General features: G+C 63.3%; 24 protein-coding genes. 8 read left to right on the top strand and 16 right to left on the bottom strand.

The annotated features are described in order from the left end of the window. Nucleotides 1-53: 53 nt before the first annotated feature. Entirely contained in the window at nucleotides 54-1,025 is a 972-nt protein-coding gene (locus B552_RS0126150; RefSeq protein WP_019452022.1) for a magnesium and cobalt transport protein CorA, read from the bottom strand. A gap of 206 nt (nucleotides 1,026-1,231) precedes the next feature. Here B552_RS0126150 and minC point away from each other — a divergent pair, with 206 nt between their 5' ends. The 4 genes from minC (at nucleotide 1,232) to B552_RS0126130 (ending at nucleotide 4,813) form a co-directional block, all read left to right on the top strand. Next, on the top strand, nucleotides 1,232-2,116 hold the full coding sequence (gene minC, locus B552_RS0126145) for a septum site-determining protein MinC (protein WP_026036067.1): 885 nt from the start codon (nucleotides 1,232-1,234) through the stop codon (nucleotides 2,114-2,116). A gap of 46 nt (nucleotides 2,117-2,162) precedes the next feature. Further along, nucleotides 2,163-2,978, top strand: a complete 816-nt coding sequence (minD, locus tag B552_RS0126140; RefSeq protein ID WP_019452020.1) for a septum site-determining protein MinD — start codon at nucleotides 2,163-2,165, stop codon at nucleotides 2,976-2,978. Nucleotides 2,979-2,993: 15 nt separating this feature from the next. Next, nucleotides 2,994-3,248: a cell division topological specificity factor MinE gene (gene minE, locus B552_RS0126135; RefSeq protein ID WP_008645119.1), complete on the top strand. Its 255-nt coding sequence runs from the start codon at nucleotides 2,994-2,996 to the stop codon at nucleotides 3,246-3,248. 422 nt (nucleotides 3,249-3,670) lie between these two features. Beyond that, the gene (locus B552_RS0126130) at nucleotides 3,671-4,813 is read left to right on the top strand and encodes a porin (RefSeq protein ID WP_019452019.1); all 1,143 of its coding nucleotides are present in this window, start codon (nucleotides 3,671-3,673) and stop codon (nucleotides 4,811-4,813) included. Nucleotides 4,814-4,825: 12 nt separating this feature from the next. Here the strand turns inward: B552_RS0126130 and B552_RS0126125 are convergent, their stop codons facing one another. After that, on the bottom strand, nucleotides 4,826-5,608 hold the full coding sequence (locus B552_RS0126125) for a response regulator transcription factor (RefSeq protein ID WP_019452018.1): 783 nt from the start codon (nucleotides 5,606-5,608) through the stop codon (nucleotides 4,826-4,828). Nucleotides 5,609-5,790: 182 nt separating this feature from the next. Here B552_RS0126125 and B552_RS0126120 point away from each other — a divergent pair, with 182 nt between their 5' ends. After that, the gene (locus B552_RS0126120; protein ID WP_026036066.1) at nucleotides 5,791-6,513 is read left to right on the top strand and encodes a response regulator transcription factor; all 723 of its coding nucleotides are present in this window, start codon (nucleotides 5,791-5,793) and stop codon (nucleotides 6,511-6,513) included. A gap of 78 nt (nucleotides 6,514-6,591) precedes the next feature. Here the strand turns inward: B552_RS0126120 and B552_RS0126115 are convergent, their stop codons facing one another. Both B552_RS0126115 and B552_RS0126110 read right to left on the bottom strand, forming a co-directional pair. Beyond that, complete coding sequence (locus B552_RS0126115) at nucleotides 6,592-7,587, bottom strand: tripartite tricarboxylate transporter substrate binding protein (protein WP_019452016.1); 996 nt, start codon at nucleotides 7,585-7,587, stop codon at nucleotides 6,592-6,594. 135 nt (nucleotides 7,588-7,722) lie between these two features. Next, entirely contained in the window at nucleotides 7,723-7,986 is a 264-nt protein-coding gene (locus tag B552_RS0126110; RefSeq protein WP_019452015.1) for a hypothetical protein, read from the bottom strand. Between the two features lie 199 nt (nucleotides 7,987-8,185). Here B552_RS0126110 and B552_RS0126105 point away from each other — a divergent pair, with 199 nt between their 5' ends. Beyond that, on the top strand, nucleotides 8,186-9,493 hold the full coding sequence (locus B552_RS0126105) for a M20/M25/M40 family metallo-hydrolase (RefSeq protein WP_019452014.1): 1,308 nt from the start codon (nucleotides 8,186-8,188) through the stop codon (nucleotides 9,491-9,493). A gap of 57 nt (nucleotides 9,494-9,550) precedes the next feature. Here B552_RS0126105 and B552_RS0126100 read toward each other — a convergent pair whose 3' ends face one another. After that, nucleotides 9,551-10,765: an MFS transporter gene (locus B552_RS0126100; protein WP_019452013.1), complete on the bottom strand. Its 1,215-nt coding sequence runs from the start codon at nucleotides 10,763-10,765 to the stop codon at nucleotides 9,551-9,553. A gap of 144 nt (nucleotides 10,766-10,909) precedes the next feature. Between B552_RS0126100 and B552_RS0126095 the strand changes: the two genes are divergently transcribed. Further along, on the top strand, nucleotides 10,910-11,728 hold the full coding sequence (locus tag B552_RS0126095) for a helix-turn-helix transcriptional regulator (protein WP_019452012.1): 819 nt from the start codon (nucleotides 10,910-10,912) through the stop codon (nucleotides 11,726-11,728). A gap of 30 nt (nucleotides 11,729-11,758) precedes the next feature. On the opposite strand, the gene B552_RS0126090 is transcribed toward B552_RS0126095, so the two are convergent. The 9 genes from B552_RS0126090 to B552_RS0126045 form a co-directional block, all read right to left on the bottom strand. Continuing rightward, nucleotides 11,759-13,036: a M20 aminoacylase family protein gene (locus B552_RS0126090; RefSeq protein ID WP_019452011.1), complete on the bottom strand. Its 1,278-nt coding sequence runs from the start codon at nucleotides 13,034-13,036 to the stop codon at nucleotides 11,759-11,761. A 213-nt stretch (nucleotides 13,037-13,249) separates the two neighbouring features. Beyond that, nucleotides 13,250-14,116 (bottom strand): fumarylacetoacetate hydrolase family protein, encoded by an 867-nt coding sequence (locus B552_RS0126085; protein ID WP_019452010.1) that lies wholly within the window; start codon nucleotides 14,114-14,116, stop codon nucleotides 13,250-13,252. Nucleotides 14,117-14,183: 67 nt separating this feature from the next. Then, a complete protein-coding gene (locus B552_RS0126080; protein WP_019452009.1) occupies nucleotides 14,184-14,966 on the bottom strand; it encodes an MBL fold metallo-hydrolase in 783 nt (260 codons plus the stop codon). Nucleotides 14,967-15,106: 140 nt separating this feature from the next. Further along, the gene (locus tag B552_RS0126075; RefSeq protein ID WP_026036064.1) at nucleotides 15,107-15,733 is read right to left on the bottom strand and encodes a glutathione peroxidase; all 627 of its coding nucleotides are present in this window, start codon (nucleotides 15,731-15,733) and stop codon (nucleotides 15,107-15,109) included. A gap of 94 nt (nucleotides 15,734-15,827) precedes the next feature. Continuing rightward, nucleotides 15,828-17,405 (bottom strand): MFS transporter, encoded by a 1,578-nt coding sequence (locus B552_RS0126070; protein ID WP_157160349.1) that lies wholly within the window; start codon nucleotides 17,403-17,405, stop codon nucleotides 15,828-15,830. Nucleotides 17,406-17,618: 213 nt separating this feature from the next. After that, nucleotides 17,619-18,059 (bottom strand): CBS domain-containing protein, encoded by a 441-nt coding sequence (locus tag B552_RS0126060; protein ID WP_019452005.1) that lies wholly within the window; start codon nucleotides 18,057-18,059, stop codon nucleotides 17,619-17,621. A 189-nt stretch (nucleotides 18,060-18,248) separates the two neighbouring features. After that, entirely contained in the window at nucleotides 18,249-18,932 is a 684-nt protein-coding gene (locus B552_RS0126055) for a DEAD/DEAH box helicase (protein ID WP_019452004.1), read from the bottom strand. A 13-nt stretch (nucleotides 18,933-18,945) separates the two neighbouring features. Beyond that, on the bottom strand, nucleotides 18,946-19,944 hold the full coding sequence (locus B552_RS27940) for a DUF72 domain-containing protein (protein ID WP_085958805.1): 999 nt from the start codon (nucleotides 19,942-19,944) through the stop codon (nucleotides 18,946-18,948). Nucleotides 19,945-20,071: 127 nt separating this feature from the next. Continuing rightward, nucleotides 20,072-20,398 (bottom strand): nucleotide pyrophosphohydrolase, encoded by a 327-nt coding sequence (locus B552_RS0126045; protein WP_019452002.1) that lies wholly within the window; start codon nucleotides 20,396-20,398, stop codon nucleotides 20,072-20,074. A 126-nt stretch (nucleotides 20,399-20,524) separates the two neighbouring features. Between B552_RS0126045 and B552_RS0126040 the strand changes: the two genes are divergently transcribed. Then, the gene (locus B552_RS0126040) at nucleotides 20,525-21,184 is read left to right on the top strand and encodes an isoprenylcysteine carboxylmethyltransferase family protein (protein ID WP_026036063.1); all 660 of its coding nucleotides are present in this window, start codon (nucleotides 20,525-20,527) and stop codon (nucleotides 21,182-21,184) included. A gap of 97 nt (nucleotides 21,185-21,281) precedes the next feature. Here the strand turns inward: B552_RS0126040 and B552_RS0126035 are convergent, their stop codons facing one another. After that, nucleotides 21,282-22,520, bottom strand: coding sequence for a restriction endonuclease (locus tag B552_RS0126035; protein WP_019452000.1), 1,239 nt, complete (start codon nucleotides 22,518-22,520; stop codon nucleotides 21,282-21,284). A 235-nt stretch (nucleotides 22,521-22,755) separates the two neighbouring features. Further along, nucleotides 22,756-23,664, bottom strand: coding sequence for a WYL domain-containing protein (locus B552_RS29410; RefSeq protein WP_026036062.1), 909 nt, complete (start codon nucleotides 23,662-23,664; stop codon nucleotides 22,756-22,758). Nucleotides 23,665-23,745 lie beyond the last annotated feature (81 nt).

Genomic DNA, 23,745 nt, shown 5'->3' with positions numbered 1-23,745 from the left:
CCCTCTCCCCCGGCCCCTCTCCCGCCGTGCGGGAGAGGGGAGCAAACCTCGTGTCAGATCCAGCCGGCCCTGTGCAGCTTCCGCCAGAGAAATCCGCACAGTGTTCCTGTCACGCCGATCACCACCGGATAGGCGTAGTGGAACTTCAGTTCCGGCATGAAGTTGAAGTTCATGCCATAGAGCGAGAACACCACCGTCGGCACCGCCAGGATCGCGCCCCAGCCGGCCAGCCGCTTGACCACCTCGTTCTGCGTCACGGTGACCAGCGCCAGGTTGACCTGCACCGCCGTGGTCAGCATTTCGCGTACGACGTCGAGCGAGCGCACGATGCGGCTGCAATGATCCTCGATATCGCGGAAATACGCGCGCAGCTCCTTCGGCACGAGGTCCTCGTGCAGCCGGATCAACTGGCCGCAGATGTCCTCGACCGGATAGACCGCGTTGCGCAGGCGCAGGACCTGGTGCTTGATCTTGTAGAGCCGCTCGATGGCGGCGCGATCGAACTCGTCGCGGAAGATGTTCTGCTCCAGCGCCTCGAACGCGTCCTCGAGGCGGTTGACGATCGGCAGGTACTGGTCGACGACAAAGTCCATCAGCGCATACAGCACGTAGCCGGTGCCGTTGGCCAGGCCGTGCGGGTCCTGTTCGCAGCGGTCGCGCACCGGCGTATAGGTGGAACTGGCGCCGTGACGCACGGAGACCACGTAGTTCGGGCCGACGAACAGGTGCGTCTCGCCCACCACAACTTCGTCATCCACCAGTTGCGCGGTGTTCAGCACCACGAACACCGAATCGCCATAGGTCTCCAGCTTGGGCCGCTGATGGGCGTCCAGCGCGTCCTCCACCGCCAGGTCGTGCAGGCCGAACGCCTGCTGAACCTTGCGCAGCAGCGGCAGGTCCGGCTCGTGCAGGCCCAGCCAGACAAAAGTGCCCGCCTCGGCCAGCGCGCCCGCGATGCCCTCGAACTCGACCTTGCCCAGTTTCTTGCCATCGCGATACGCCGCGCAGTTGACGATAGCTCCCATAGACTCTCCACACGCTCCACTTTTTGAGGACGCGCAATCGTATCAAGCCGATGCAATCGGTGTGAACCATACCCCCGGCCGCGACTTCCGGCATGCGAGCGCGCCCTGATGGTCCGCATCGGGCACCTGAGGCCGGTGGGCTGATTTTTGTTACAGTTCCCCGGAAATCCGACGTTAGAATGTGGCATTTCCACGGTCACCCGGCTATGTCTCAGAAGAAATCGCCACGCTTCGAGCTGCGCAGTGGCAATGTTGACGCCCTCCTCCTCGCCCTCAACACCGCCGACCTGGACGCGCTGCGGGACGACCTCCTCTCCCGATTCGAATCGACCCCCGATTTTTTCTCCGATGACGTTGTCGCGCTGGACCTGCGCCGCCTGGAAGGCGATAGCGCGCTGGCGCTGGACCGCGTGATCGACACCCTTGCCACGCTCAAGGCCCGCGCCATCGGCGTGGTCGCGCGTGCCGACCAGCGTGCCTGGGCGGGCGCCTTCGGCCTGCCGCTGCTGGACAGCCAGAGCCGGCGCGGCGGCAAGGACGAGACGCCGAAGGAGAAGGAGAAGGAGAAGGCCGGAAGCGCCGAAACCGGCGCGGCAGCCGTGGCGCCAGCCGCCGGGGTGGATGCCGAAGGCGACGCCAAGGCGGGCGCAGCGGCGAGCGCCGATTCCGGAGCGGCCGACGCCACTGCCAACGGCACGGCCTCGGACATTGCCGACATCATGGCGGCCGCCAGCGCGGCTTCCGGCCCGCGCGCAATTCCCACGCTGCTGATCGACAAGCCGCTGCGCTCGGGGCAGCAGGTTTACGCCCAGGGCGACGTGGTGATCCTGGACCTCGTCAGCTACGGCGCCGAGGTGATCGCCGAAGGCAACATCCACATCTACGCCCCGCTGCGCGGCCGTGCGCTGGCGGGCGTCAAGGGTAATCCCGATGCGCGCATCTTCTGCACGTGCCTGGAACCCGAACTGATTTCCATCGCCGGCATCTACCGGACCGCGGAGCAGACGCTCCCGGCCGATGTGCTCGGCAAGTCGGCGCAGGTTCGCCTGGCCAATGAAAAGCTGATCCTTGAACCGCTGCGAATGAAGTAACGGCAGCACATACCGAACGAATTCCACTCATCCGGACCATAGAGCCATGGCAAAAATCATCGTAGTGACCTCCGGCAAGGGGGGCGTTGGCAAGACCACCACCAGCGCAAGCTTCGCCGCTGGCCTGGCCCTGCGCGGCCACAAGACCGTCGTGATCGATTTCGACGTCGGCCTGCGCAACCTCGACCTGATCATGGGCTGCGAGCGCCGCGTGGTGTATGACCTGATCAACGTGGTGCAGGGCGAAGCGAACCTGCACCAGGCGCTGATCAAGGACAAGAAGTGCGAGAACCTGTTCATCCTGCCGGCCTCCCAGACGCGTGACAAGGAAGCGCTGACGCGCGATGGCGTGGAAAAGGTCATCAACAACCTGAAGGAGATGGGCTTCGAGTACATCGTCTGCGATTCGCCCGCGGGCATCGAGACCGGCGCGCTGATGGCCATGTACTTTGCCGACGAGGCGCTCGTGGTGACCAACCCCGAGGTGTCGTCGGTGCGCGACTCGGACCGCATCCTCGGCATCCTGGCCTCGAAAACCAAGCGCGCCAGCGAGGGCGGCGACCCGATCAAGGAGCACCTGCTGATCACGCGCTACAACCCCAAGCGCGTGCATGGCGGCGAGATGCTGTCGCTGACCGATATCCAGGAAATCCTGCGCATCAAGCTGATCGGCGTGGTCCCCGAATCGGAAGCCGTGCTGCATGCCTCTAACCAGGGCACGCCGGCGATCCACCTGGACGGCACCGACGTGGCAGACGCCTATGGCGACGTGGTTGACCGCTTCCTGGGCAAGGAAAAGCCGCTGCGTTTCACCGATTATCAAAAACCGGGGCTGCTCTCGCGCATCTTCGGCAACAAGTAAGGGGGGCTCATCAACATGTCGATCCTGTCCTTCCTGCTGGGAGAGAAGAAGAAATCCGCATCTGTCGCCAAGGAGCGCCTGCAGATCATTCTCGCCCATGAACGTTCGGGCCATTCGGCACCGGCCGACTATCTGCCAGCCTTGCAGCGCGAGCTGGTGGCCGTGATTTCCAAATACGTAAAGATTAGCGATCAGGACCTGCGCGTCAGTCTGGAGCGCCAGGACAACCTCGAGGTTCTCGAGGTCAAGATCGAAATTCCACAAGCCTGATCTAGCGGGTGGGTAATTACCCTAGTAATTTCGCGATAAATTCGCGGCAATTTCTCGGAATTATTTTCTAAGGGAAAACCCGCCCCTCTTTCGCAGGGATTATTGCGGCGCAGCAGTCTCGCTCGACGACTACTGCGCTGAATCCTGCACTTCCGCTAATCCCCGCCCTACGCTTCGCCCGTTCGTGCGCATGCACCCGAACGGCGCGTGCTGCCGCGCACCATTTTCAGGGCATTTAGGCATTGTGTAGCGGCAAACCAACGGAATTGCACCAAATGTCCTCCTGAAGCGATGCTCCTGCTTACTTTTATGTCCGAACGATCCGCCTTTTGTTAAATTTTCGCGGCGTTTACAGCAAACGTTATTCAAATGGACGCGCCGTGATCCGGCAGCGGACAACCACAAGACAGAAAAGGAGCACCATGAAGAAATCGCTACTGACCCTCGCACTCGGTTCGTTGTTTGCCGGCGGCGCCTATGCGCAAACGTCGGTCACGCTGTACGGCATCGCCGATGCCAGCATCCACTACACGACCAACGCCGATGCCCAGAACCACGGCCTGACCGCGATGGACGATGGTGCCATCACGCAGAGCCGCTGGGGCATGAAGGGCGCTGAAGCCCTGGGCAACAACCTGAAGGCCATCTTCCAACTGGAAAACGGCTACAGCCTCGACAATGGCAAGATGAATGGCGCCAGCACGGGTCAGCTCTTCAATCGTCAAGCCTACGTTGGCCTGGCTGGTGATTTCGGCGCCGTGAAGCTGGGCCGCCAGTACACCGAAGGGTTTAATTTCTTCGGCGACTACGATCCGCTGACCATCGGTAACTACACCGGCAACTCGTGGATGTACTACAGCCTGACGCAGCTGCGCCGGAACAACGTGGTCAGCTACGGTGGTTCGTTCAGCGGCTTCGACTTCGGCGCCAGCTACGGCTTCGGCGAAGTCCCGGGCAGCTTCACGAAGGCTAGCGGCACAGCCGCCAGCGTGAACAACGCCACCAACACGCCGTACTTCGGCGTGCGCGCAGCCTACACGTACGGCCCGTTTGCCGTCGGTGGTGTGTACCAGGAAATCCGCGACGCCAATAGCAACAAGCAGCAAATGTGGGGCGCCGCTGGTAAGTACTCGATCGGACCGGCGAAGATCTTCCTGGGCTACATCGGTGGTCGTGACCACACCGGCCAGATGGACAACATCCTGAACAACGCCGCCGTCGTCACCACGACCGCCAATCCGGCACCGGCCACCCTCGGCACCGCCGGCGCCAACGCCAACCCGCGCAAGGACACGCTGGGCTACATCGGCGTGACCTACCAGGTCACCCCGGCCTGGGCGCTGACCGGCGCGTTCTACGGCGACTACGTCGAGAACAAGAACGGTATCGCCAACAACAGCGGCCGCCGCTATACCGGCGCGTTCATCGCCGAGTACTCGCTGTCGAAGCGCACGCAAGTCTACGGTGCTGCGGACTTCAACAAGGTTTCGGGCGCCACCACGACCGAACTGCCGGGCCGCAACAACCAGACCAGCTTCGGCGCTGGCATCCGCCACATCTTCTGATTGTTGGTTTGATCAGTTGTCGGAAAGGCACCTTCGGGTGCCTTTCTTTTTTTTCGGTGGCGCTTCCACAGGTGCTTCCACAACCGGCTCGCCCACCATCTCCAGCCGGTAGCCGTGCGTATAGACGGGCAGCAGGCGCACGCCGTTGCGCTCCCACAGGCCCAGCTTGTTGCGCACGCGCGAGATGTGGGTGTCGACGGTGCGCGACAGCGGCGGAAGCTCCTTGCCCCAAACCGCCACCAGCATGTGCTCGCGCGGCACTGCCCTGCCCTCGCTGCGAAACAGCAGCAGCGCGAGTTCGAACTCCTTCGGTGTCAGCCGCACCTCCTGCCCGTGGCACGTGGCGATGCGCGTGACCGTGTCAAAGGTGAAACAGCCCCACGCCAGCCGGCCTTCTTCGGGCTGACGCGTATCGGGATAGGTACGCCGCAATAGTGCCGTGATGCGCGCGCCCAGTTCGCGCGGCCGGATCGGCTTGATCATGTAGTCGTCCGCACCGGCGTTCAGCGTGGCAACGACGTCTTCCTCGCTGGCACGCCGGCTCAGGAACATGACCGGCACGCGCGGGTCCAGATGCGCGCGCACCCAGGCCAGCACCTCCCTGCCGGTGACGTGCGGCACGTGCCAGTCGAGCACCAGCAGATCGAACGTGACCTTGCGCAGCGTCACCAGCATGCGCCGGCCGTCTGCGAACGTCACGCACTCGTGGCCTTCGGCTCTCACGATCTCGCGGATCCACGCGGCCTGTGCGGCATCGTCTTCCAGCGATGCAATCCTCAGTCCCACCCTTGTCATGCGTCGTCATGCACCCTTGCGGGGCATCCAGTGAAGTCTCAGACGACCATTAGATGCGCTTGCGCGATAAAACCATATGAGACGATGCTCATTTTGTCGGCCACAAATGTTTACTTCTTCCGCGCGGTTCATCGGCCTACCATGGCCCGCACGATCTGAACCAGAGAGGAAGGACACGCATCGTGAGAATCGCCGCGCTAGAAGACAATCCGGCCCGCGCCATGGTGCTGGAACACGCGTTGCATCCGGGCGGGCATACCCTCGCGCGCTTCCGCTGTGCCCAGCCGATGATCGAGGCGATCCGCAGCGAGCCATATGACCTGTTGCTGCTTGACCGCGATGTCGCGGACACCAGCGCAGACGAGATGCTCGACTGGATCCGGCGCACGCTAGGACATGGTCTGCCGGTGATGATGCTGGGCCAGAGCAATGCGGAGGAAGATATCGTTGGCTGCCTCGCGGCTGGCGCGGACGCCTATGTGCCGCAGCCCGCGCGCTGCGACGAGTTGCGGGCGCGCATCGAGGCGCTGTCCCGGCGTGCCGCGATGCCGGGCATGACGGCCACGCCCACGCCGCAGGGCGCCTTGAGCGATGCGCCCGACCAACTGGTCTGTGGTGCGTTCCGCTTTGCGGTGGCGGAGCGCCGGGTATGGGTCAATGGCGTGCCTGTGACGCTGTCACCGAAGGAGTATGCGCTGGCGCTGTTGCTGTTCCGCAACCTTGGCGCCGTGGTGGCGCGCAGCACGATGATCGAGCAGGTCTGGGCAGGCATGCGCATGGATGAGCAGGCGCGCACCATCGACAGTCATCTGTCGCGCGTGCGCACCAAGCTTGCGCTCTGGCCATTCAACGGCGTCATGCTGCGATCGGTCTATCGTCTTGGCAGCCGCCTGGACGCCCTGTAGTCGCCCTGTAGTCGCCCTGTAGTCGCCCTGTAGTCGCCCTGTAGTCGCGCCCTGTATCGCCCAATGGCGTTGACCAAATCAGTCCGCCTTGATGCCGGCTTCCTTGACGATGCGGGCGTTCTCGGCCGATTCCGCGCGAATGGCGGCGCCAAACTGCGCGGCCGCGCCCCCCGTGGGAACCTCGCCGCCGCGCATCAGGCGATCGCGCACGTCAGGTTCGGCCAGTGCCTTGTTCAGTTCCGCGTTGAGCCGGTTGATGATCGCCGGCGGCGTCTTGCCCGGCGCGAAGATGCCGAATGTCGAGGTCAGGTTGGCCTTGGGATAGCCGAGTTCATCGAAGGTCGGCACGTTGGGCAGCGAATCGATCCGCTTTGGCGCGCCCACGGCGATGGCCCGCAGGCGCCCTGCCTGCATGTGCTGCGTCAGCATGGGGCTGGCATTGGTGCTCATCACCTCGAACTGACCGCCCAGTGCGTCGTTCAGTTGCTGGCCTGCGCCCTTGTACGGAATCATCGTGACCTCGGCCTTCGACTTCGCCTTGATCTGCTCAAGCATCACGTGGCCCACGGTACCAAGGCCCGACGTTGCCCATCGCACCGAGCCCGGCCTGGCCTTGGCCTGTGCAATCAGGTCCTGAAACGACTTGCCTGTGAAGCTGTGCGTGGCAACCACGAGCACCGGCGAGTACATCACGCTCATCACCGGCGCCACATCATGCTGGGGGTCGTAGTTGACGTGCGACACATGCGGATTGAGCGTGAGCGGGCTGGTGGAGGCAAAGCCAAGCGTGTATCCGTCGGGCGCTGCCTTGGCCACCGCATCGATGCCGATGCTGCCACCGGCGCCGGCCTTGTTCTCGACCACGACCGATGTGCCCATCTGTGCGGAGAGTTTTTCGCCCAGCGCACGCGCCACGGTGTCGCTGATGCCGCCAGTCGGGTAGGCAACGATCATGCGGATCGGGCGGCTCGGATAGTTGTCGGCGGCGTACGCCGGGGCGGCAACGGTAACGGCGGCGGTCAGGGTTGCGGCGATGCACGCGGCATGCAGCGGCAGGGAACGGAAGGCGGCCATGGTCGGGCGTGGGCGGGGGCTGGCGGGAATCACGAAGAAATGGCGTCGCGACGACACCGGCAGACAGAACCCTGCGGCATCCGGACAGGCGTCATCTTAGCCGATCCGCCGCCCGCGCCCGATGCCTCCGGGCGGTTATCGCACCAGCGGATGTTCGGGCACCCACGACACAAACAACTCGTTTGCGCGGTCGTAGAGCCGCCAGGCAGTGCCGCACTCGCGGCACGTGAACGACATCATGCTGAAGGGCACGCCGGCAGCGCTCTGGCTGACCAGCGGTGCGGTATCGCGCAGTGCCAGGCACGGATGCGGCTCACGCCGGCGCGGATCGTCGGCGAGCGCCAGGCAATGGGCGCAGGCGGGGCGCGCTGGCGCCCGGGGAGGCGTGGCGGCGGGCATGGGTGGGGTTCCGGGGGGCTGGGGTACGGCGGACTTCATGACCGCCATGATGCCGCAAATTCAATGTCGGGTGACCGATGTCCCGCAGTTGCCCCGCAGTTGCCCCGCATTTGCCCCGCAATTGCCCCTTTACCGCGGCACGCCAATTCCGCAACATTCCGCTTTGCCCACAGAAAACACAAGAAGGAGTGTTTCACGCATGCACGTCACCGCCCGCCCTGCCCTGCGAACCCGTTTCACCCTGCTCCCCGCCGCGCTCGCGCTGGCCGGTGCAATCTGCGCGCTGCCCGCGCAGGCCGAGCCGGTGCAGCCGGTCTACCAGCTCGCACAGCAGGAAAAGCCCGCGCTGATCGATTCGCTCAAGGACCTGGTCTCGATCGAATCCGGCAGCAAGGATCTCGAAGGCCTGGACCGCATTGCCACCCTGATTCGTGATCGCCTGGCCGCGCTTGGTGGCGACGCGAAGCTGGTGGAGCCGACCGAGGTCTATCGCATGGAAGACACGCCCCCGAAAGTCGGCAAGATGGTCATGGCGCAGTTCAAGGGCACTGGTCACCGCAAGATCATGCTGATCGCGCACATGGACACGGTGTACCTGCGCGGCATGCTCGCGCAGCAGCCGTTCCGCGTCGACGGAGACCGCGCCTACGGGCTGGGCATCGCCGACGACAAGAACGGCATTGCCGTGATCCTGCATACCGTGGCGATCCTGCAGAAGATGAACTTCAAGGATTACGGCACGCTGACCGTGCTGATCAACGGTGACGAGGAGATCAGTTCGCCGGGCGCACGGGCCACGCTGACGAAGCTTGGCGCGGAACAGGATGCGGTGTTCTCGTGCGAGGCCACGCGCGTGACGGGCGACAGGCTGTCGCTGGCCACCAGCGGCATCGGGGCGATCTCGCTGAAGGTCGAGGGCAAGTCGTCACACGCGGGCAACTCGCCCGAACTGGGCCGCAACGCGCTCTACGAGATGTCGCACCAGGTCCTGCAGATGCGCGACCTGTCGAATCCCGCTACCGGCCTCAAGGTCAACTGGACGCTGGCCCAGGCCGGCACCAACCGCAATGTGATTCCCGCCGCTGCCACCGCGCAGGCCGACGTGCGCGTGCTGCGTACGGCCGACTACGACGGCCTGGAGCGCACGCTTCAGGAACGCATTCAGAAGAAGCTGATCCCCGATACCAAGGTCGAGGTGAAGTTCGAGCGCCGCCGCCCGCCGCTGGAGGCCACGCCGGCCTCCCGTGCGCTGGCCGCACATGCGCAAGGCATCTATGCCGAGATCGGCGAGAAGCTGGCCGTCTACGATACCGCCGAAGGCGGCGGCACCGACGCGGCATTCGCCGCGGCCGCCACCAAGGCGCCGGTCATCGAGCGCTTCGGCCTGCGCGGCTTCGGCGCGCATTCGAACGATGCCGAGTACGTGGACCTGAACTCGATCACGCCGCGCCTGTACCTGTTGACGCGGATGATCATGGATGTGTCGCAGGACAAGACGGCGAAGTGAGGATATGTGTCGCTCCCCTCTCCCGCGCGCGGGAGAGGGGAGAAAACCATCAGGCCTTCAGGCCGCTTTCGCCCGTTCCCTCAGATCGGGCAGGAACACCGCCAGCAGCCCCAGCAGCGGCAGGAATGCGCAAAGCTGGTACACGGATTCGATACCGTGCGCGTCGGCCAGCCGGCCAAGCACGGCGGCGCCGATGCCGCCCATGCCGAAGGCAAACCCGAAGAACAGGCCAGACACCATGCCGACCTTGCCCGGAATCAGTTCCTGCGCGAACACGAGGATTGCCGAGAAGGCGGAAGCCAGGATGAAGCCGATCACCACGGACAGCACGGCGGTCCAGAACAGGTTGGCGTGCGGCAGCATCAGCGTGAACGGTGCCACGCCAAGAATCGACGCCCAGATCACGCGCTTGCGGCCGATGCGGTCGCCGATCGGGCCGCCAAGGATGGTGCCGGCGGCCACGGCAAACAGGAACAGGAACAGGTAGATCTGCGCGCTCTGGCGCGGCAGGCCGAACTTCTCCATCAGATAGAACGTGTAATACGTGTTCAGGCTGGCCATGTAGAAGTACTTCGAGAAAATCAGCAGCAGCAGCACGACAATGGCGCGCACGACCGTCGAAGTCGGCAGCCGTTTGGCCACTGCGCCGGCGCTCTTCTTCTTTGCCGCCCGCTCGGCCAGGTGACGGCCGTACCAGCCGCCGATCTGCCACAACACCGTGATGGCCAGCAGCGCGGCCAGCGAGAACCACGCCACGCTGCCTTGCGTGTGAACGATCCACGCGGCAAGCAACGGCCCCATCGCGCTGCCGCCATTTCCGCCAACCTGGAAGATCGACTGGGCCAGCCCGTGCTGACCGCCCGATGCCAGGCGCGCCACGCGCGACGATTCAGGATGGAAGATCGAAGAACCCGTGCCCACCAGCGCCGCCGCCACCAGCAGCACGCCGTAGCTTGGCGCTACTGACAGCAGCAACAGGCCACACAGCGTGAAGCCCATGCCGATGGCCAGCGAGTGCGGCTTCGGATGCTTGTCCGTGTACAGGCCAACCACGGGCTGCAGCAGCGATGCCGTGATCTGGTACGTCAGCGTCAGCAGGCCGATCTGCGTGAAGTTCAGGTTGAAGCCGCCCTTGAGCATCGGATAGATGGCAAGAATCAGCGACTGGATCATGTCGTTGAGGAAGTGCGCGAAGCTGATCGCGTACAGCACGCGAAAGCGCGTGCCTTCCTCACGGCCGGCCGTCTGGGCCGGATGGGCGGTTGTGCTCATGGTGCGGGGGGCGCATTGGCCGATGGTTCTCTGGCGATGCCCCGGCGCCACAAATGTGCGGCACCTGGGGAATGTGCAACGATCCTAATTGGCAATCAATCGCCTGTCCTGCGAGAATGGGGCCGCAACTTTGGAGAAAAGGACATGCCAGCCGATGCCCCACGCGCTGCCCATGCCGACGGGCGCCCAGATACCTACTCCGAACAGCCGGCCTATCTGCGGTATGACCGCGGCCCGATGCCGGTTGCGGCCATGGCGGCCGACTACCTGCCCACCCATGTCACGAAGCCCCACCAGCATCCGCACGCGCAGCTAATCCATGCCGTGCACGGCGTGATGGTGGTGTCCACGGCCGACGGCCAATGGATCGTGCCGCCCACGCGCGGCATGTGGATGCCCGGAGGCACGGTGCACTGGATCCGCATGGTTGGCCACGTGCAGATGCGCACCGCCTATATCCGCCCGGACGCCGCGCCGAACCTGCCCACGCGTTGCACCGTGCTCGGCATCTCGCCGCTGCTGCGCGAACTGATCCTGGCCGCCATCGACATCCCCCTGCCCTATTCGCCCGATTCGCGCGAAGGCCGCCTGATGCGGCTGCTGCTCGATGAAGTCACGCTGGTGCCGACACTGCCGCTGCATCTGCCGCGTCCAACCGACCATGGCCTGCGCGAGATCTGCGACCTGATCGTTGCCAGCCCGGACTCCGAACTGACGCTGGCCGACTGGGGCGGCAAACTCGGCGTGGACCCCAAGACCATCCAGCGCCGCTTTGCGCGCGAAACGGGGATGACATTCGGCCAATGGCGCCAGCAGGCCAGGCTGCTGGCCGCGCTGGAAAGGCTTGCAGCCGGGGACAAGGTGGTGGATGTCGCGCTCGACATGGGCTACGGCAGCCCGAGTGCGTTCGCAACGATGTTCCGGCGGCAGTTTGGCGTGCCGCCGAGCGCCTTCTTCAAGTAACCCTGGCCCCTGACCCTCAGTCAGATAGCGCTACGCTTCCAGGTAACGTTCAACCAGCCGCGTCCAGAACGCAGCGCCCACGGTCAGGTTGTCGTCGTTGAAGTCGTAGCCGGCGTTGTGGAGCAGCGGCTGGTTGGCGCCGTTACCCATCCGCACGAAGCAGCCCGGGCGTTCCTGCAGGAAGTACGCGAAGTCCTCGCTGCCGGCGATGCGCGGGAAATTGGAGATCGCGCGCTCGGGGCCAACCAGTTCCTCGGCTACCTGGCGCGCGAACTCGGTTTCGGCTTCGCTGTTGACCAGCACCGGATAGCCACGCACGTACTCGATATCGGCGGTGGCGCCGTACCCTTCGGCGTGCGAAACCGCCAACTGGCGGATGCGCGCTTCAATCGACGCGCGCACGTCCGGGCTGAACGAGCGCACGCTGAGTTCCATGCGCGCGCTGTCAGGTATCACATTGGGCGCATGGCCCGCGTGTAGCGTGCCGATGGTTACCACGGCGGTCTCGTTCGGATCGACGCTGCGCGCCACCACGGACTGCAGCGCCATGACCAGGCTCCCGGCCACCAGGATCGGATCGATCGACTGGTGCGGGCGCGCGGCATGCCCGCCCTTGCCACGGATCGTGATCGCAACCGTATCGCACGCGGCCATGAACGGGCCCGACCGGAACATGAAGGTACCGGCCTCGATACCCGGGTGGTTGTGCAGGCCGAAAATGGCATCGCACGGGAAACGCTCGAACAGGCCATCGGCCAGCATCCGCTCCGCACCGCCGCCGGCGCCGATTTCCTCAGCCGGCTGGAAAATCAGATGGACCGTGCCATTGAAGCGCCTGGTGCGCGCAAGCTGGCGCGCGGCGCCAAGCAGCACTGCGGTATGTCCATCGTGCCCGCATGCGTGCATCTTGCCTTCGTGCACACTGGCGTAAGGCAGGCCGGAGCGCTCGTGAATCGGCAACGCATCCATGTCCGCGCGAATGCCGATGCTGCGCCGGCCCGTACCGGCCTGCAGCGTGCCGACAAGGCCGGTGCCGCCCACGCCACGCGTGACCGCGTAGCCCCAGCTTTCGAGCTTGCTGGCGACGAGTTCGGACGTGCGGACTTCGTTGAATGCGAGTTCGGGATGCTGGTGGAGGTGGCGACGGATGTCCTGCAGTTCATCACGCGAGTCGAGCGTGTCGTGCAACGTGCAGTAGGACCGGGTGGGTGTGTTTCTGGCGAGGCGGACGGAAACAGACTTCAGGATCGATTCGACTTCGGGGGCGTCGCTTTCTGGGTCGTCGATTTCGGGGGCGTGTTCAGACATGGCAGTGCTCTAACTGGCAGACATGTATGAACAGTATTCCACCCTGGGATGCAGATGAAAGTGGGAATGCCGATTTCGTGCGAAAGCACCCTGAATTGCGACAAAACTGTTGCCCTTAACGGACGCTTTGTGTGCAATCGCGACGCTTTGTATGAAGACGTTTCAGCGGGGAACCCACGGCACGTCGCCGCGGGCACCCCCGACTGCCCTGCCCTAGATCCGCAGTGCGCCGCCGTGCCCGACGTAAGCCACCACGTTCTGGCTCTGTTCGCCAAGACCTTCGACACCCAGGCGCATCACATCGCCAGCGCTCAGATAGCGCGGCGGCTTGAAGCCCATGCCGACGCCCGGCGGCGTGCCGGTGGCAATCAGGTCGCCCGGTTCCAGCGTCATGAAGCGGCTGACGTAGCTGACGATCGTCGCCACATCGAAAACCATCGTTGCGGTGCTGCCCTTCTGCATGCGCTCGCCATTGACGTCGAGCCACAACCCCAGGTTCTGCGGGTCGGGCACCTCGTCGCGCGTAACCAGCCACGGGCCGGCCGGGCAGAACGTGTCGCAGCCCTTGCCCTTGTCCCACGTACCGCCGCGCTCGAGCTGGAACTCGCGCTCGGAGACATCGTTGACCACGCAGTAGCCCGCCACATAGTCGAGCGCCTGCTCCTTCCACACATTGCGGGCCGTGGTACCGATCACCACACCCAGTTCGACTTCCCAGTCCGACTTATGCGAATCGAGCGGCAGCATCACATTGTCGTTCGGGCCGTTCAGCGACGTGTTGGCCTTCAGGAACACGATAGGCTCGGTCGGCAGCGGCATGCCAGCCTCGGCCGCGTGGTCGGCGTAGTTCAGGCCGATGGCGATGATCTTGCCAACGCCGCTCCAGGGCACACCGAAGCGTCCGGCCTCTACCACCGGCAGCGTCTCGGGGTCTATCAATGCCAGCCGGGCCAGCACGCCGGGCGCCAGTTCCTGCGGGCCGATATTGCCGATCACGCCGGACAGGTCGCGCACGCGGCCATCGCGGTCCAGCATGCCCGGGCGCTCGGCGCCGGGCTCTCCAATGCGGACGAGTTTCATGGGTCTTGTCTCCTCGGGTAACACCAGCCCGCGAGCATAGCGCAAGCGCGCCGGCTCAGGTCCAGAATCAGATCCGGTAGGACGGTACCCGGTAATGCGAGGAATCGAGCAGGTCCAGCCCGCATTGCAGTTGCTCCACCCACCCGATGAAGCGCCCCACCATTTCGCGGCCGCGAAACGACGGCCCGTGCTGGGGCACGATCCATTCGATGTCGAGCGTCCGCGCCATTGCCGCCCACAGCCTGCACGCCCTGTTGCCGCTCATGTAGCGGCGATGGAATGGCAGCATGCGCGTCACATGGGCATCGAAATCGGTCACCACGTCGCCCGCCTCGGTGGCGGACGTCATGGACGCCCCCAGATCGCCCGAAAACAGGATCTTGCTGACCGGATCGTAGAACTGGAAATTGCCTTCGGAGTGAAGGAAGTGCGCGGGAACCGCGACGAGCTGGCTGCGCCCGAGCGGCACCACCATGCCGGCGTCCGGGATTGTCAGAATGCGCCCTGCCGTCTTGCCCGCCTGGCAGAAATGCGGCAGAAAGCGCGCCCAGACCTGTGAAATCAGCACGCGGCTATTTGACGAGGTCAGCCAGCGCCCCACCGAGGCCACGATATCCGGATCGGCGTGCGATGCCAGGACGTAGTCAAGCTGCTTGGGCGGAAAGTAGCGGCTGATCGTCAGATACAGCTCGCTATAGGTCATCTGCCCACCGGGGTCGATCAGCGCCGCATGGCCGTTGTCCACCACCAGGAACTGGTTGCTCTGCACAACCTCGCCGTGCTCTTCCTCTACCAGATCCGTGAACGACAGGCAGACATGCCCATCCGCTTCGTACAAGACGTTACCCATGATCCCTCTCTCGCCGCCTGTTGTTTGTGTTGATTGGCCAAGGGGCGAAAGTAATGATGCGCGGGCGTTTCTTTCTTGACGAAAATCAACGATGCGTGGAAACAGCGGACGGGAAGGCGCGCCGGGCCGTGGTCAGCGAGTTATCGCGTGTTCAGCAATTCCTCGATCCGGGCGACGAACTGCTTGTCGTCAGGCTTGACCATGCTGTTGTAACTGCCGACCACCTGGCCCTTGCGGTCGATCAGGTACTTGTAGAAGTTCCACTTCGGCGTGGTGCCGGTCTGCTGGGCCAGCAGTGCGTACATCGGGTTGGCATCGCTGCCGCGCACATGGCTCTTGCCCAGCATCGGGAACTTGACCCCGTAGGTGTTGTAGCAAAAGTCCGAGATTTCCTTGGCCGAGCCCGGTTCCTGCGAGAAGTCGTTCGACGGGAAGCCAAGCACCACGAGCCCACGGTCACGGTACTTCGCGTAGAGCGCCTCCAGCCCTTCGTACTGGGGCGTGAAGCCGCAGTAGCTGGCTGTATTGACCACCAGCACCACCTTGCCCGCGTACTGGCACAGGTTCTGGGGCGACTCGTCCTGGAGCCGCGGGAAGCGGAAGTTCAGGGATGCCGGGCAATTGCCAGCCGATTGCGACGCGCCCACCGTGGCGGGCTTTTCGGCGCCACGGGCCGGCGGCGGCAGCATGACTGCCGCGGCGGCCAGCGCCAACGCGCCAGTCAGCGCGATCCGTTGAACAGGTTCCAGGGTACGTGGACGAGACATGAATCGGCGCTCCGGTGGCTTGCGGTGCTGGCAAGTCTACGCTTTCGGCTGTCTTGCGTCATGCCGTCATGCGGCGGCCACGCCCGCCCTGCGCTTATTCCATGTGGATCTTGGACGCGTGCTCGGTCACGCTGCTGCGCAGTTCCAGATCCGGCATGCGGCGGACGATGACCAGTGCCGCAATCGCGGCCAGCGCACCGGCGGCAAAGATCAGATGAAAGCCGGATTCCACGCCGCCGGCCAGAAGCTGACGCACGGCTGGCGACAGATGCGCCAGCGCATCGCTGCCATGGCGCAGCGCGCCGAGGTCCAGCGTCTGCGAAACACCGGCCCTGGCCAGCGCATCGCGAAACTCCATCGCCAGGAGCGTGCCGGCCAGCGCGCCGCCGATCGAACTGCCCAGCGAGCGCAGCACGAGCAGCGCGCCGGTGCCGGCGCCCATGTCACGACGCTCGAGCGCGTTCTGCACGCTGATCAGCGTGCCGACCATCCCCACGCCCAGACCCATGCCGCCGATCGTCATCGCAATCAGGACAAACACCGTGGGTACTGCCGAGGTCACCGCCGCCAGCGAGATCAGGCCGATCGCCGCCGCAATGAAACCGCCGGTCAGGATGATGCGCATGCGGCCCAGGCGCGGCGCAAGCCAGGCCACCAGGAAGTTGCCGCCCACCGACGACAGCAGGAACGGCACCACGAGCAGGCCCGACATCGATGCATCGGCATCGCGCACAAGCTGGAAATGCAGCGGCAGGGCGAAGATGCACAGGAAGATATTGAGTGCGGCCAGCGCGGACGCGCCCACACCCATGACATAGGCACGATTGCGGAACAGGCGCGGCGGCAGCATTGGATCGGCGGCCCGGCGCTCCTGCCATGCCAGCAGCGCCAAGGCCACCAGCGTGAGCATCAGCAGCCCGGCCATCTCCGGCGAGATCCAGTCGAATGCCTCGCCACCCCAGCTCATCGCCAGCAGGAACGCGACGATGGCCACGGCGAGCAGCAGGGCGCCCAGCCAGTCGACCTGGGGCTTGCCGCCGCGCGGCTTGAGGTGGGCAAGTCCGCGATAGCACATCGTCATCGCCAGCAACCCGAGCGGCAGATTGATCCAGAACAGCCAGCGCCACGACAGGTGATCAGACACCCAGCCGCCGACCAGCGGCCCGGCAATCGACGAAACGGCCCAGACCGTCGCCAGGTACCCCTGGTAGCGGCCACGCTCGCGTGGCGCCACCACATCGGCAATGGCGGCCTGCGCCAGCGACAGCAGCCCGCCACCGCCAACGCCCTGCAGCGCCCGGAACAGGATCAGCTGCGGCAGCGATTGCGCAAGCGCGCATGCCACCGAGGCGACGATGAACAGCGAGATCGCCACCATCAGCAGGCGCCGTCGCCCAAAACTGTCGGACAACTTGCCGTACAGCGGCGTGGTCACCGTCGACACGATCAGGTACGCGGTCACGATCCATGACAGGTGCCCGAACCCGTTGAGGTCGTTCGCAATCGCCGTAACGGCCGGGATCACCACGGTCTGGTCGAGCGCGGCCAGCAGGATGCAGAGCACGATGCCGCCGATCACGCGCATGATCGCGGCATGGTCGTGGACTGGTGCGGGGGAAATGGAGGCAATGGCCTCGACGGCAGATTGGCTGGCAGGAGCGGGGGACGACATGCGGGGCAGGGTGGTACGGCCGCATGTTGGGGGCGCGGCCTAATTCAGTAACCGCATAATTATATGCATGCTCAGCATTTGGCGCTGGCGCGAATGCCGGGTTTTCAGGCGCGCGAAGGCAGACGGGCGTCTCGCGGGAACATCACATCGATGTTGCCCGGAGATCGCCTCAAGATTGCCGAAACTAGCGGTGTGATCGAGACGAAAGCGCGCTCAGCGCGAGCCGCCGTGGATGTAATGCTCCAGTTGCTCGATCGTAAAGCGCTGCTCGCTGATGATGTCGTTCACGAGGTCGCCGATCGACAGCATGCCGATCAGGTCATCGCCGTTCATGACCGGCAGGTGACGCAGGCGGTGCCGTGTCATCAGGGCCATGCATTCGTCGGTGCTCTGGTCTGCGCGCACATAGATCACCGCGCTGGTCATGATTTCGCGCACCAGGGTTTCACGCGACGTACGTTGCATCAGGATCACTTTGCGTGCGTAATCCCGTTCACTGATGATGCCGACGATCTTCTGGTGCTCCATCACCAACAGCGCACCTATGCCTTTCTCCGCCATCAGTTGCAGCGCGGCATAAACCGTCGCCGTGGGCGGGATGCTGTAGATCGCATGACTTGCCTTGTTTTCCAGAACCTGCCGCGCGGTTTTCATGACACCGACTCCTTGTTGCCGTTTTGGAAACATTCAATGCCCACGACGGGCCGCTTCAGGAGCAATACGCAATGTGCTCCGGCAGCGTTCATTCAGATTAGCAAAGTAATGACGACGCTCACAGGGTGACTTTCACGAATCTTCGTAAGAAATTTGGTTGTCGCCGCGATGCAGCACGAATGCGACGCGCTATGCGGGAAAGTGGAAGATGCGCTGCGGCTTCCTGAGCCAATGCCTGGCAAGCCGCGCAATCCCGGGCGGCAGGTCGCTTTCGCCGGACGACGAGAGCAGCAGTGTCTGCCTGTCCTTCGGACAACGGCTTGCGGCGTACACGATGTCATCGGCAAACCCCATGTCGAGCATCGTATCGGTCTCATCGAGCACGAGTGTACCGACGGCGCGCAGGTCCAGGCTGCCACTTTCGATGTGATCGAGAACCCGGCCCGGCGTGCCCACAACGATATGCGCGCCATGGATCAGGCTGTCGATCTGTGAACGCATGGCCGAGCCCTGGCTCAGCGTCACAACCTTGACGTGCCTGGCCGCACGTGCGCAGTCCCTGATGCGTTGTGAGACCCGCTGCGCACGATCCCGCGTCGGACAGAGAACCAGCGCCTGAACGTCGAACCGGCGCGGGTCTAGCCGATGGAGCAGGGCGATGGTGAATGCCAGAATCCTTCCACTTCCGGCGGGCGACTGCACGATCAGGTCGTGGCCCGCCAGCGCGCCGGGCAGCATGGCGGCCTGGAGCGGCGTGACATTGGCCAAGCCGAGTTCGGTCAGCGTTGCCTGCAGGGCAGGGGCCAGCCGGAGCGCGGCAAACGGCGCCCCGTTCGGAACCGAAAGCGATGGGGCAAGCTTGCTGATGCGCATGGCCTGGACACCCTCACGCGACCTTCGCAACCTTCCTTGCCGACGCCTTCCTTGCCGACACCTTCCCTGCCGACGTCTTCCTGGCGGTCGGCGTTTTCGCGGAAGGCGTCTTGGATGCCACCGCCTTGGGTGCCGCACTAGCCACCACCTTCGCCGTCCTGGCCTTCACTGGCACCTCTTCCGATGGCGCCCACCCAAGCCGACTCAGCAACGCCCCGGCTGCAGCCGGCGCTCGTTCCTTGGCGCCGTTGATAAAGAACAGGTACACCTGTTTCGGCTTGAGTTTTCCACCGGGCCCGCCCTCGACGCGCGGCAGGTCATCGGGCGCCTTGCCGTCGGCCCACGCGGATGCCCGCTGCGCCCATTGATCGAGATCCTTCGGCGCGTAACCGGTGGCAATCTTCTCCCCGGCATTCATCAGCCGTGCATACACGAAATCCGAGGTGAGATCGGCAAACGATGGAAACTTCGGTGAGTCGGTAAAAACGGTGGCCGCCTTGAACTTGCGCGCGAGCTTCAGGTAGGCGTCGCACATGAAGCTCTCATGGCGCACCTCCAGAACATGACGAAGCTTCACGCCTTCCACCGAATCGGGCAGCAGGCCCAGGAAGGCCTCGAAATCATCGGGGACGAACTGCTTGGTTGGCGCGAACTGCCAGACGATGGGGCCAAGCTTGTCACGCAGTTCCGCAATGCCGCTATCGACGAACCGGCTGATCGAATCACCGGCTTCCGCCAGCACGCGCCGGTTGGTGGCGAATCGCGATGCCTTGACCGAGAAGACAAAGCCGTCTGGCGTGGCATCGCGCCAATTGGCAAACGACGAGCGCTTCTGCGTGCCGTGATACGTGCTGTTGATCTCGATCGCGGTCAGATGCCGGCTTGCGTATTCGAGTTCACGCGCCTGCGCGAGCCCTGCCGGATAGAAGTTGTCCCGCCACGGCGCATAGTTCCAGCCGCCTATACCGATGTGGATGTTGCTCGCCGACTTGCCTTGCCTGCCCGCTGCCATGTCCATCTCTCCGCGAGGGGTGGTTGGGGAAGTCTAGCCGGATTTGCCGCACGTGGCAGACGCCATCGGACACGTGATCCGACACGTGATCCGACACTTGCCCGAAACTCTCGGCCAGCAGCAGAGCCTAGTTCTGCGGCGGCGGATACTTCCGCGCGTTCATCTCCATCTTCGCGCGCACGGCCGCGTCCAGATCGACCCCGAGTGCAGTGACGAGCTGCGTCAGGTAGATCGTGATGTCGGCCAGCTCCTGTTCGACGTGCGCACGCTCATCGGTCAACATGATGCCGCGTGACTCCTCCTCGGTCCGCCACTGGAAGATCTCGACCAGCTCGGCCACTTCCACACTGAGCGCCATCGCGAGGTTCTTGGGACTGTGGTACTTGCCCCAGCCCCGGGCCTCGCCAAAGGCGGCAGCCGCATGCTGGAGGTTCTTGATATCGATAAGAGGCATTGCTGAAGGGCGTGGAAATCGCTCGCGGAACAGAGGGCATATTTTCGCACCGAATGGCGGCCTCTCGACACCGTCTCCGGGCGAGCATAGGCTGTCATGTGAAGCCAACAGCAGACGGAGGCATTCATGCGACCCAAACCCGGTATGGCGTTCTTCACCATCGTGGGCTCCGTGGCCTATCTGGCGTTGCCCATCATCGCCTGGGGTGGCATCGCCCCATACTTCGCAGACCCCGCGCGCACGCTGGCAGTGGTTGCAACAATGGCAATGGCGGTCATCGCCATCTTCTCGGGCGGCAACATCAGCGCCGGCGAGCGCGAAGACCGCAGCAACCGATGGGTGCTGGTGGCGTTCGGCGTGCTCGGCCTTCTGGCGGGAATCCTGCCCGCCTATACGGACCGCATCGGCGTGTGGACGATCGATGGCGACACGGTGCGATGGATCGGCCTGGCGCTGTATATCGTCGGCGGCACCCTGCGGCTGTGGCCGGTGTTCGTGCTGGGGCGACGCTTCAGCGGCCTGGTAGCCATCCAGCCTGGACATACGCTCGTGACAACCGGCATCTACGGCGTGATTCGCAACCCAAGCTACCTCGGATTCGTGGTGAACTCACTTGGCTGGGTGCTGGTGTTCCGATCCCTTGTAGGCGTCCTGCTAACCGTGCTGATGCTCCCGCCGCTAATCGCGCGTATCCGGGCCGAGGAAGCCCTGCTGCGCGGGCAGTTTGGGGACGAGTATGAGCGGTACTGCGCGCACACTTGGCGGATGGTGCCGGGGGTGTACTAGCGGTGTAAGCGCCCACGCCTTGCTGCACCGTAGAAATCCAATGAGATTAGAAAAGCCACAAGCGTCCCTTTCGTGAGCGGGAATGCCTGCAGAACTACTAGCGCGGCTTATCAGCCGGCTCATTGCTAGCATTCGCAACAAGCGCAAAGTCCGAGGAAAGTAACTCTTGCACCTTTGCCCTGGTGTTGTAGCCCTTGTCGATGAGGATATTGACCATATCGCCACCTGAAATAAAGACAATCGGGTGACGATCTTCGCGCACCTCCTTGTAAGCCTGAGAGGCAATTACTGAGGTTGTGACTAGAACGCCAAACTGCCGATGGCGAATACGCGAGATTAAGCGCGCAACATCACTAACGCTGACCGTAGTCGGCGCATCACCGTTTAGTGGCGGACGATAGCATTTTGCTTCCAGCGAGAATTCTGCATAGACCGGATCGGCCATTGAGCCAAGCCGATATCTCCCGATTGCGTCTCGACCACCATCGACTACCCCTCTCGTGATTTCATCGATGACCACACGCTCATCGGTCATTTGAAAGACGAGGGCGGCAAACGCTTCAAAAGCAATCGGTGCGCCTTTGTAGTGCTGCCAAATACATTCGAGCAGCTCACGTTTCAGAGGCGTATCTGGACTCTGCGCTTTCGCAGATCGAATGTTGGTGTTCGGCGCCGCAGCAAGCGGCGAATATTTTCCAGACTCGCGCCACTGGCGCCACGCTCTTGGCGCATTGGAAGAGTCTGGATTTCCCGCCTTGAGATCGTTAACCCAAGCACGGCTCAACACAGGCGCGTCTAGGATCGTAAAGACAGCGCGATAGTTTTGGAATCGCTGGCCCTCAGAGGACTTCCAGACAGCAACCAGGTCCTCCGTCGATGACAAGCTTGGGAAGCCCGGTACCGCAAGGCCCTTGAACTGAACAGACCTCGCTCCGTGTGCGAGTGGGTACTTTTTGAACACCAAAAACGGAGCCACGTCCGCTCGCGGATTCACTGCAGCGTGGAGTCGCTCGAACGAATATCGAAGAACCTTGTTGCCACCACGCGTTTCATGCAATTCATGACCCGGCGTCTTGTTATCGCCAAAGTAGACAAACTTGCCAGTACTTAAATCCAGCGTGTCTGGCCAGTCTTTATCCTCGCCAGTCGTGAAAAGCACGACCCAGCTTTTTTGCTCACCTTTCCCTGTGACACGGAACCCCCCCATGTTGCCGGAACCCGGTAAGAGCTTAGCAATTGGCTCACCGGCAATCTGACCATCTGCACGACTCTGATAAACCGCATCGACAACGAGATCGGCCGTCGCGAGGGCATCAAAAGGAATGATTTTGGTCATCGTAATGGGGCGTCAGATGGTTGTGGCATCGCCTACTTGGCCGCTGCCATGCAACAAACTGTAACAGAATGCCGAAACCCCAAAGACCTCGAATGAGGCCTTTTCTTTGAAGAGATGCTATGGCTGACGGCGGCTTACGACAGCCCATTCTCCATTTCCATCCCGTAGGGCGCCACAAGAAGCGCTCTCGCTAACCTTAGAGAAGTGAATTCAGCGTCGGTCGGCGCCGTCTTGCCTAAGTTGCTGTCTTAAGGATGAAGGCCATGATGGCGGCCCGGTTCTTCAACGCAATCTGCTGCGCCTCTGGTTTTGCGGAGCCGTCTAGGTCCAGTCGGAGATGCCGCAGGGCGTAAAAGAGGAAGGCCTGACGGCATTGGAATTCGACCTGTCCATCCTCCATGCCGAAGTCGAGTTCGATAGCGCGCTTGTGTGAGTCGGATAGCTTCGGATGTGGGATCAGTACGACGGGCACTATGGTGTGCCACTCTTTGTCAGCATCCGACTTGACCGCAGCTATGTCGAATCCGTGAACCTCGAGCATGCGTGCAATCACAAAGTCGCGGAACTCTTTGCGACTATGGCAATACGCTCGAGCGTGCCAGCGAAACCCGTCGTGGGCCAGGGCATGAGGAGTCAACACGCGAGCCGAGGGCTGAGGGCCTGTCATCGACTGGTACAGCACTCGGAGAGCCCTACCCTCTCGTATCGCCCGGATCAGGGCAACCAAAACATCCACTCGAAATGTTCTACCAGGGCTCGGAACGGTTGCCACAGGGGGCGCCCACGCGAGGAAGCTGCTCTGCGCAGCATCCGGCCCAGAGCACTTTGCCAGTAGTTCGTTGAGATAGCGCCCAGCGTCGCTTGCTGGGAAGAGTGGCGTAAACGACGGAGGAGCGACGTAGGCTCTAGAGCTTCGGTCGTACTCTAGATTGCCTGGAGCTAGCTCCAAGTACCTGGCAATGTCCAGGGACGCCTGGGGCACAGAAATGCCAAAGAATTCAGTTAGGTCGCCGCGATTGAGGCGACCGTCCCATCGGAGCCGGAAATCGATGAACTCAAGGCGACGATCTTGGCTCCAGCGACCGGGTGAGCGACCCAAACGGTCCAGTGGGGAGGTCGGTAGGGGGCTTTTGCGTTCCGTCATTGAATGATTGTCTCATTAGTATAAAAACTAGACTAGTCTAAAAAATAGACATACACTCGGCGCAAACGACAGTATCGGTCC

It is taken from the genome of Cupriavidus sp. BIS7, assembly GCF_000292345.1.
Lineage (GTDB): Bacteria > Pseudomonadota > Gammaproteobacteria > Burkholderiales > Burkholderiaceae > Cupriavidus.
This window is presented reverse-complemented; position numbering and strand designations above follow the sequence as displayed.